Origin of the sequence: Streptomyces sp. C, from assembly GCF_000158895.1 — a bacterium.
GTDB classification, from domain to species: Bacteria; Actinomycetota; Actinomycetes; order Streptomycetales; family Streptomycetaceae; genus Streptomyces; species Streptomyces racemochromogenes.
Window position 1 is genome coordinate 6,243,914 of the sequence record NZ_GG657750.1, and the last position, 6,506, is coordinate 6,250,419.

4 protein-coding genes are annotated in these 6,506 nt (G+C 73.4%); all 4 read left to right on the plus strand.

The annotated features are described in order from the left end of the window. The coding region (locus tag SSNG_RS40305) for a pentapeptide repeat-containing protein (RefSeq protein WP_206731340.1) at nucleotides 1-1,679 on the plus strand (1,679 nt) is incomplete at its 5' end. Nucleotides 1,680-1,725: 46 nt separating this feature from the next. Beyond that, the gene (locus tag SSNG_RS28060) at nucleotides 1,726-2,475 is read left to right on the plus strand and encodes a tyrosine-protein phosphatase (RefSeq protein ID WP_042802100.1); all 750 of its coding nucleotides are present in this window, start codon (nucleotides 1,726-1,728) and stop codon (nucleotides 2,473-2,475) included. A 319-nt stretch (nucleotides 2,476-2,794) separates the two neighbouring features. Next, a complete protein-coding gene (gene fusA, locus SSNG_RS28065) occupies nucleotides 2,795-4,837 on the plus strand; it encodes an elongation factor G (protein WP_007267309.1) in 2,043 nt (680 codons plus the stop codon). A 190-nt stretch (nucleotides 4,838-5,027) separates the two neighbouring features. Next, the gene (locus SSNG_RS28070) at nucleotides 5,028-6,476 is read left to right on the plus strand and encodes an MFS transporter (RefSeq protein ID WP_042802102.1); all 1,449 of its coding nucleotides are present in this window, start codon (nucleotides 5,028-5,030) and stop codon (nucleotides 6,474-6,476) included. Nucleotides 6,477-6,506 lie beyond the last annotated feature (30 nt).

Below are 6,506 nucleotides of genomic sequence, written 5' to 3' on the forward strand. Positions count from 1 at the left end.
TCCCCCGGGCGCTGGCCCGGCTCGGCGACGGGGAACCAGAAGGGCTGCGCCCGCCGCTCGCCGTGGCCCTGGCAACCGGGGAACCCGGTGACCCGGCGGAGGATCCCGACCGGATCCTCGACAGTCCCGCGATCACGGAGCTGCTGACGTCCGGGGGTCCGGGGCACGCACAGCGCCTCGTGGTCGCGGTTTCCCCGTCGCTGTACGAGGAGCTGCGCGAGGTCCTCGGTCCGCTGGCCCTGCGGTCCCTCAGGCGGCTGGGGGTGGAGCCGGGGGGATGGTTCCTCGCTGGGGGCCCCGCCCGGGTGGCGGAGCTGTTGACGGACGCGGAGGCGTACCGCCTGGAGGATTCCGCCTGGCCCCGGTGTGGTCACGGCGTCAGCGACGAGAGCCCGGCGGGGTGCATCGGCATCAGGGTGGTGGGCCGCCGGAGCTGCCTGGCCCACCTGCCGCGCTCCGAACAGGACGCCTGTCTGCGCACCTTGGAGCCCGCCTCCTCCGTCGACTTCCGGGGGACCACCTTCGAGGGGGGACTGCTGGGCAGGGTGCTCGACGCGCTGCGGGATCCGGGGACGGGGTCCGTCGTGCTGGACTCGGCCGCCTTCGCGAGGGCGTGCTTCAAGGACGACTGGGCGGCGGCGGATGCCGTCTTCAACGGCGAGACTGACTTCACCCGGGCGGTCTTCGAGGGCCGGACGGACTTCGCCGAGGCGATCTTCGGCAAGGACGTGTCCTTCGACGGCGCCGTCTTCAAGGACGTGGCGGGCTTCGACAACGCCACCTTCGCGGGCGCGGCCTCCTTCGGCCGTGCCGTCTTCGAGAAGGCGGCGGCGTTCGAAGGAGCCACCTTCGAGGAGCCGGCCTTCTTCGAACGCGCCGTTTTCGTCGGAGCGGCACGGTTCGCCCGGGTCGCCTGGGACGAGGCCGTCTCGTTCGCGCGCGCCGTCATGGAGGAGGAGGCGGTGCTCGACGAGATGTCGGTTCGGGCGCGGGCAGACTTCGACCGGGTGGTCTTCAAGGGGCGTACGTCGCTTTCCGAATCCGTCTTCCGGGGGCCGGTTTCCTTCACCCGCGTCGTGTGCCACGGGGCCCTCTCCGCGGCCGGCACCCGCTTCGAGCTCGGGTCGGACTTCGAGTCCCTGGTCTGCGAGGGGGAGGCGGTCTTCCGTGTCGCACGGTTCGACGGTCCGGCTTCCTTCGCCGGTACCCTCTTTCACGGCCTGGCGGCGTTCGACACGACCTGGTTCGGGGAGCGGGCGGGGTTCGACGGCGCCCTCTTCCGGGGCCCGGTCCTGATCAAGAGCAGCGTGTACGCGTTACCGGTCGCCTTCGACAGCGCCGTGTTCGAGGGCATGTTCCGGTGGGTCGACTCGAAGACGGAGACGGCGCGGAGCAGTTTCGCCGGAGCCGTCTTCCGGGGCTCGGCGCACTTTCTGCGCGGCGAGTTCAAGGGCGACACCGGCTTCGAAGGGGCCGTCTTCGACGGCTCGGTCACCTTCGAGGACTGCGACTTCCGGGCCGCCCTCTCCCTGGCAGGCGTCCTGTTCCACGGGCAGGCCACCTTCACCGACGTCACTCTCGCCCAACCCCTCCAACTCCCCGCCGACTGGAGTGCGATCGAGGCGGACGGGGTGTGGGAGATCACCTCCCCCGAGCGTCCGGAATCCGGTGACGCCTGAGGCATTCTGGCCACACCAGAGCCAACCCCAGCCACAGGAGCCACAGTTGACCCAGGCCCCCGCTGCCGAAGGCACCCGGCACGTCCCCTTCGACCGCCTCCACAACTTCCGCGACATGGGCGGCTATCGCTCCGCCGACGGCCGGGCCGTCCGGTGGGGGAGCCTCTACCGGGCCGACTCCCTCGGGAAGCTCGGCGGCGCCGACTGGGAGCGGTTCCTCGGGCTCGGCGTCCGGACCGTGATCGACCTGCGCTACCCCTGGGAGATCGAGGCCAAGGGCCGGATACCGGAGCCGGAGCGGTTCACGTACGCCAACCTCAGCATCGAGCACCGCCCCTACGACCAGGCCGAGATCGACCCGGACCTCGACCCCTGGCGCTACCTCGCCGACCGCTTCGCGGAGGTCGCCGAGGACGGCGTGGACGAGATCCGGCGGGCCGTCGAGCTCATCGCCGACGGTCCCGGCCCCGTCGTGTTCCACTGCACCTCCGGCAAGGACCGCACCGGCCTGATCGCCGCCCTGGTCCTGACCCTGCTCGACGTGTCCGAGGAGCAGATCCTGGCCGACTTCGCCCTCACCGAGCTCGCCACCGAGCGCCTCACCGCCGACTGGCACGCCGCCAACCCGGGCCGCACCATGCGCTGGCCCTCGTACGGCCGCGCCCCGGCCACCGTCATGGCCCTCGTCCTCGCCGACCTGACGGCCCGTTACGGGTCCCCGTCCGCGTACCTCGCCGAGGCCGTCGGCATCACGCCGCAGACCACGGCCCGGCTGCGGGAGAGGCTGCTCGCCTGAAAAACCAGGTGCCCCGGCCGGCGCGCGCCGCCTACAGTCGCGGTGCGCGCCGCCGCCAGGGCGGTGCCCGCCGATGCCGAGCGAAGAGAAGGGGAACCGGGCCATGCGTACGAACCGCACCGCCGCCGTCGTTCCCCCCTGCCGGTACGACGTGATCCCGGTGTCCCGCAGCGCGCGGTAACAGCCGCGCGGCTGTCACCGTACGCCCGTGACGCACCCCTGAAGACGGAACCCCGCCGGCCCTGCCGCGGGGTGGTCCGCTCGCGTCCCGGGAATCGCGCCGCCCTCTTCCCACCCCAGGCACCGAAAGGCCCGGGCCATGCGCATCAGCAACAGCAACAGCAACACCACCGCCGCCGTGCGGAACCTCGGCATCCTCGCCCACGTCGACGCCGGCAAGACCACCGTCACCGAGCGGATCCTCTTCGCCACGGGCGCCATCCACAAGCGGGGCGAGGTCCACGACGGCACCACCGTCACCGACTACGACCCCCAGGAACGCGACCGCGGCATCACCATCTTCGCGGCTGCCGTCAGCTGCGCCTGGGACGGCCACCGGGTCAACCTGATCGACACGCCGGGCCACGTGGACTTCGCCGACGAGGTCGAGCGCTCCCTGCGGGTGCTCGACGGCGCCGTCGCGGTCTTCGACGCCGTCGCCGGCGTCGAGCCCCAGAGCGAGTCCGTGTGGCGGCAGGCCGACCGGCACGGCGTGCCGAGGATCGCGTTCGTCAACAAGCTGGACCGGGCGGGCGCCGACCTCGACGCGGCCGTCGACTCCATCCGGGAGCGGCTCGGCGCGGTCCCCCTGGTCGTGCAGCTGCCGGTCGGCCGGGAGGACGGGTTCACCGGCGTCGTCGACCTGCTGCGGATGCGCGCCCTGCTCTGGGGCGCGGACGGCGGCTCGTACGAGGAGCTGCCCGTGCCCGCACCGCTGCTGGACGAGGCCCGGCGCAGGCGCCGGCTGCTGGAGGAGACGGTGGCCGGACTCCACGCGGAGGCCCTGGAGGAGTTCTGCGCAGGTGACGGGCTGGGCGAGGGCACCCTGGCCCGCGCCCTGCGCGAGCTGACCCTCGCCCGGGACGGGGTGGTCGTGCTGTGCGGTTCGGCGTACCGCAACCGGGGCATCGAGCCGCTGCTCGACGCCGTGGTGGCGTACCTGCCCGCACCGGTGGACATGCCGCCGGTGCGGGAGCGGGCCGCCGACCCGGCGGAGCCGCTGGCCGCGCTCGCCTTCAAGGTGACGGCGACGACGACCGGCCGGCTCACCTACCTGCGGGTCTACGCGGGCACCCTGCGCAAGGGGGACTCGGTACTGGATCCGGCGACGGGCCGGACGGAACGGGTCGGGCGGATCCTGCGGGTGCAGGCCGACCGGCACGAGGAGCGGGAGGAGGCGGTGGCCGGTGACATCGTCGCCGTCGTCGGGCTGAAGTCGGCGCGGGCGGGGACCAGCCTGTGCGCGCCGCAGGCGCCCCTGCTGCTCGAACCGCCCGTGGTGGCGGACCCGGTGGTGTCGGTCGCGGTCGAGGCGGGCCGGGGTACGGACACCGGGCGGCTGGCCTCCGCGCTGGCCCGGCTCGCCGAGGAGGATCCCTCCCTGGTGGTGCGGACCGACGCGGAGACCGGGCAGACCGTGCTGTCGGGGCTGGGCGAGCTGCACCTGGAGGTGGCGGTGGAGAAGGTGCGCCGGCTCCACGGGGTGGAGGTCGTCGTGGGCCGGCCGCGGGTCTCCTACCGGGAGACCGTGGTGCGCGGGGTGACCGGTTTCGTGTACCGGCACGTCAAACAGGACGGCGGTGCGGGCCAGTTCGCGCACGTCGTGCTCGACGTGGAGCCGCTGGAGGAGCCCGGCTTCGAGTTCCGCTCGGCGGTCACCGGCGGCCGGGTGCCGCAGGAGTACGCGCGGGCCGTGGAGGCCGGCTGCCGTGACGCCCTCGCCGAGGGTCCGCTCGGCGGGCATCCGGTGACGGGTGTGCGCGTGGTCCTGACCGACGGGGCGACGCACTCCAAGGACTCCTCGGAGATGGCGTTCCGCGCGGCGGGCCGGTTCGCGCTGCGCGACGCCCTGCGCGCCTGCGGGGTGGAGCTGCTGGAGCCGGTCGCGGAGGTCACCGTGACGGTTCCGGACGACGGTGTCGGCGCGGTCCTCGGGGACCTCGCGGCCCGCCGCGGCCGGGTCACGGGCTCGGCCGGGCAGGCCGGGACCACGGTGGTCACGGCGACGGTTCCGCTGGCCGAGCTGTTCGGGTACGCGTCCCGGCTGCGCGGCCGTACGCAGGGCCGGGGGGCCTTCAGCAGCCGCCCGGCGGGTCTGGCGCCCGTTCCCGCGGGGGTGGCGGCGACGCTGACGGCCCGCTAGTACCACGCGGTCCACCGCCCTCGGGCCCCGTCCCGGCTTCGGCCGGGGCGGGGCCCTCCGCGTTCCGCCGGCCTCTCCGCCCGTGGCGCGGCCCGCGTTCCGACACGGCTCTTACATACCCCCCACGGGTATGCTACGTTGCTCCGCGAAGGTACCCCCCAGGGGTATAGGTCAGAGGAGGGTCAGGGCAATGTCAACCGTCAATCCCCGGCGCTGGTGGGCACTTGGCGTGCTTGCCGCCGCTCAGTTCATGGTCATCATGGACACTTCGATCATCGGGGTCGCGCTCCCCGAGATGCAGAAGGACCTGGGCTTCTCCCAGGGCGAGCTCCAGTGGGTCTTCAGCGCCTACGTCATCGTCTTCGGCGGGTTACTGCTGCTCGGCGGGCGGCTCTCCGACCTGTTCGGCGCCCGCAGGATCTTCGCCACCGGCTGGGTGGTCATGATCGTGGGCTCGGTGCTCGCCGCCGCCGCGCAGAGCGCCTCGGTGGAGATCGCCGGCCGGGCCGTCCAGGGGGTCGGCGGCGCGCTGATCGCACCGTCGGCCATGACGCTGCTGATGATGCTCTTCGGGCACAACCCCAGGGAACTCGGCAAGGCGATGGCCCTCTACGGCGCCGCCGCTCCCGCCGGCGGTACGGCCGGCGTGTTCCTCGGCGGCGTGTTCACCGAATGGGTGAGCTGGCCGTGGGTCTTCATCATCTACGTCCCGATCGGCGTCGCCACCCTCGCCGCCACCGGGCTGCTGCCCGCCGTCCAGGCCCGCCGCGGTTCCGTCGACGTCCTCGGCGCCGCCGCCGTCACCGCCGGGCTCGCCCTCGCCGTGTTCGCCGTCGTCCGGGCCCCCGAGGTCGGCTGGGGTGCCACCGCCACCGTGCTGGAGCTGGTCGGCGCGGCCGTCCTGCTCGCCCTCTTCTTCGTGATCCAGCGGACCGTCCGCGAGCCGCTCATGCCGCTGAGCGTCTGGCGGATCCCGCGACTGGGCTCGGCCAACCTCGCGATGACGCTGCTCGGCGCCGCCTGGATCCCGATGTGGTACTTCCTCAACCTGTACCTCCAGCAGGTGCTGGACTACGGCGCCTTCGCCTCCGGCGCGGCGCTGCTCCCCATGACGGTGCTGCTGATGATCTTCATGACGGCCATCACCGCCCGCCTCATGGGCCGCTTCGGGGCCAAGCCGCTGATCGTCGCCGGCCTGTTCGCCCTCGCCGCCGGGCTGGTCTGGCTGGCCGCCGTCGAGCCGACCGGCACCTTCCTCGTCGACGTCCTGCCCGCCTCGCTCGTCGCCGCGCTCGGCATGGCGCTCGCGTACATCCCGGCGATGATGGCCGCGATGTCCGGCGCCCCGCAGGAGCAGGCCGGCCTCGCCTCCGGCATCGTCAACACCACCTACAACGTGGGCTCCGCCCTCGGCCTGGCCGCGCTGACCGCCCTCGCCACCACCCAGGGCGCCGGTGAGCTGGGCAACCTGCCCGCGCTCACCGACGGGTTCAGCGCCGCCTTCATCGGCGCCGCGGTCATCGCCGCCGCCGGCGCGGTGATCACCCTCCTCGCGATGAAGGGCGACGGGTCCGCCGCCCCGGCCGCCGCTCCCGCCGCCGACGCCCCGGCGTCGCGCAGCGAGACGGCAGGGGTGTGACGTACGGGACCGCCCGCACGCACCCAAGGG